This window comes from Stenotrophomonas pictorum JCM 9942 (genome assembly GCF_001310775.1).
GTDB lineage: Bacteria > Pseudomonadota > Gammaproteobacteria > Xanthomonadales > Xanthomonadaceae > Stenotrophomonas > Stenotrophomonas pictorum.
Genome location: NZ_BAZI01000345.1, coordinates 1 through 2,802, shown reverse-complemented (window position 1 = coordinate 2,802; position 2,802 = coordinate 1). Strand labels below are relative to the sequence as shown.

Annotated in this window: 4 protein-coding genes; 2 read left to right on the top strand and 2 right to left on the bottom strand. The window is 66.6% G+C overall.

What is annotated here, in order from left to right; all coding sequences use genetic code 11:
* Nucleotides 1-242 (bottom strand): ATP-binding cassette domain-containing protein (locus JCM9942_RS13475; RefSeq protein ID WP_157722928.1); only part of this gene is annotated, 242 nt, incomplete at its 3' end.
* Between the two features lie 127 nt (nt 243-369).
* Nucleotides 370-1,266 carry a DMT family transporter gene (locus JCM9942_RS13470; protein WP_054660302.1) on the bottom strand — a complete coding sequence of 299 codons (897 nt, stop codon included), beginning with the start codon at nt 1,264-1,266 and terminating at the stop codon, nt 370-372.
* Between the two features lie 214 nt (nt 1,267-1,480).
* On the opposite strand from JCM9942_RS13470, the gene JCM9942_RS13465 reads away from it, so the two are divergent.
* Complete coding sequence (locus JCM9942_RS13465; protein ID WP_054660300.1) at nt 1,481-1,966, top strand: YajQ family cyclic di-GMP-binding protein; 486 nt, start codon at nt 1,481-1,483, stop codon at nt 1,964-1,966.
* A 217-nt stretch (nt 1,967-2,183) separates the two neighbouring features.
* Entirely contained in the window at nt 2,184-2,732 is a 549-nt protein-coding gene (locus JCM9942_RS13460) for a DUF1415 domain-containing protein (RefSeq protein ID WP_054660304.1), read from the top strand.
* The last annotated feature ends 70 nt before the right edge of the window (nt 2,733-2,802 follow it).

Here is a 2,802-nt window from a genome sequence, read left to right as displayed (position 1 = left end):
CGCAGCGCGCGCAGGCCGTCGGCGTCCAGCGCGGTGGCGTCCTGGCCGTCGATCAGCACGCGGCCGCCACTGGGTTCCTCCAGCCGGTTGATCAGGCGGATCAGGGTCGACTTGCCGGCACCGGAGTGGCCGATGATGCCGAACACTTCGCCGGCGTGGATCTGCAGGTCGAGCGGATGCAGCGCGGTGATCGCGCGGCCTTCCACCACATAGGATTTGTGCAGGTTCTGGAACTCGATCACTGCCAGGGCAACCGGGGGAGGACGGAACGGGCGTGCAGCCTAGCAGCGCCACGGCTGCGGCGCGCGTGCTGACACCGGGAATCTTATTCCTTTTGGTTCTAAGCGACCGCCCCCGCCCCTCCCTGGCTCAGGGATGGTCCATCGGCGCGGTCCGCCGGGCCTGCTGCACGCGTTCCCGATGCAGCAGGTACAGGCCACTGGCGACGATGATCGCCCCCCCCAGCCAGGTCCAGCGGTCCGGCAGCACGCCCCACAGCAGCAGATCCAGGCCGATCACCCAGACCAGACCGGTGTATTCCAGCGGCGCGATCAGCGAGGCCTGGCCCAGCTGGAACGCGCGGGTCAGCGCGATCTGCCCCAGCGCCCCGGCCAGGCCCATGCCGGCGATCAGCGCCGCGTGCTTCCACTGCAGCGGTTGCCACTGCGGCCAGGCCAGCAATCCGGCACCAACGGCCATGATCAGCAAAAACCACACCACCATGGATTGCGACGTATCGGTACGGGTCAGCAGGCTCACCGTCACCGAGGCGATGGCGTAGGCCAGCGCCGCCACCAGCACCATCAGCCCCGGCAGCGAGATGATGCCCTCCACCCCCGGGCGCAGCACCACCAGCACGCCGACCAGGCCGATGCCGATCGCCACCCAGCGCCGTGGCCCGACGTGTTCGCCCAGCAGCGGCACCGACAGCGCGGCCACCAGCAGCGGCGAGACGAAATAGAGAGTGTAGGCGGTGGACAGCGGCAGCGTGCGCAGCGCATAGACGAAACAGCCGATCATCACCATGCCCAGCACACCGCGCAGCAGATGCAGGCCCCAGCGCACCGGGATGATCGAGCGCGGCCCGGCGGTGGCCAGCACCCACACCAGCACGAACGGCAATGACGCCGCACCGCGCAACATGGTGACCTGCAAGGTGGGATAGCTGGCCGACAGCATCTTCATGCCGGCATCCATCAACGAAAAGAAGGCGACAGCCGCCAGCATCCAGAGGATGGCGTGCGCAGGGGATTTGGTGGAAGGCATGGCGCGATTATCGGTCCTGCGCCTACCGCGGCGCACCCCCATTCAGTGCACTGTGTTCAGCCCGCATCCGGGCGACCGCCGCGCCACCGCCACCGATCGGCCGCGTGCCCAGGGGTGTGCAATCAGCCGCAGGCACCGTGGTCCGACACGCGCCACCGGGCCGGCATCGATCGCCTAGAATGGAGACCGTTTTCATTGATGGGAGCAGGCCTTCATGCCTTCCTTTGACGTCGTCTCCGAAGTTGACAAGCACGAGCTGACCAACGCCATCGACCAGGCCAACCGCGAGCTGTCCACCCGCTTCGATTTCAAGGGTGTGGACGCCAAGTACGTGCTGGAAGACGAGAAGTTGATCAAGCTGACCGCGCCCACCGATTTCCAGCTCAAGCAGATGGGCGACATCCTCAAACAGCGCCTGGGTGCCCGCAGCATCGATTTCCGCTGCATGGAATTCGGCGACATCGAGACCAATCTGGGCGGCGCGCGCCAGCAGGTCACGGTCAAGCAGGGTATCGAGCAGAAGCTGGCCAAGCAGATCGCCGCCAGGATCAAGGAGTCCAAGATCAAGGTCGATACTCAGATCAACGGCGACAAGCTGCGCGTCAATGGCAAAAAGCGCGATGACCTGCAGGAAGTGATGGCGCTGCTGAAGAAGGGCGACTTCGAACAGCCGCTGCAATTCGAGAACTTCCGCGACTGAGCCACGCGGCTGCAGCAGGCACATGCGCTGCTGCGGCCTGTTCCGGCGTGGGGCCGGCCCCATCGCCGAAGCCCGGTCGGCGGAAATCCTTGCCGTACGCCGGGTGCCCATCCCTGCCCGGCGTGTCATGCGCACCGGCACGGTCCAGCGAGGCGCCGCCGCAGCAGGCGTCCAGGGCCACTACAATCACCTGCCCCCGTCCGCCTGCGTAGCCGCCATGAACGAAACCTCCATCGATCCCATCGCCCTGACCCGCCGCTGGGTGGAGAAGGCGGTGATCGGCCTGAACCTGTGCCCGTTCGCCAAGGCGGTCTATGTCAAGGACCAGGTGCGCTTCGTGCTCAGCGATGCCTCCACGCCCGAGGCGCTGCTGGAAGAGCTGGCCGAAGAGCTGGTGCTGTTGCGCGACACGCCGGCCGAGCAGATCGACACCACGCTGATCGTGCATCCGGACGTGCTGACCGATTTCCTGGACTACAACGATTTCCTCGACAACGCCGATGCGGCGGTCGAGGCGCTGGATCTGCAGGGCATCCTGCAGGTGGCCAGCTTCCATCCGGATTACCAGTTTGCCGGCGCGGCGGCCGATGACGTGTCCAACTACACCAACCGCTCGCCCTATCCGACCCTGCACCTGCTGCGCGAAGACAGCGTGGAACGGGCGGTGGCCGCATTTCCCGACCCGGAGGTGATTGTCGAACGCAATATCGCCACGCTCGACAGGCTCGGCGTGGACGGCTGGAACACGCTGCTCGCCGGGGACTGAGCGGCGGTTCCAGGCGCGGACGGTGGTTGAAACGGCGCGGGCCGGAAACGGTCGCGCCGCCGCTGTCGGG

Coding starts and splice junctions, on each gene's coding strand:
- JCM9942_RS13470 (WP_054660302.1), bottom strand. CDS start 1,266: ATGCCTTCCACCAAATCCCCTGCGCACGCCATCCTCTGGATGCTGGCG.
- JCM9942_RS13465 (WP_054660300.1), top strand. CDS start 1,481: ATGCCTTCCTTTGACGTCGTCTCCGAAGTTGACAAGCACGAGCTGACC.
- JCM9942_RS13460 (WP_054660304.1), top strand. CDS start 2,184: ATGAACGAAACCTCCATCGATCCCATCGCCCTGACCCGCCGCTGGGTG.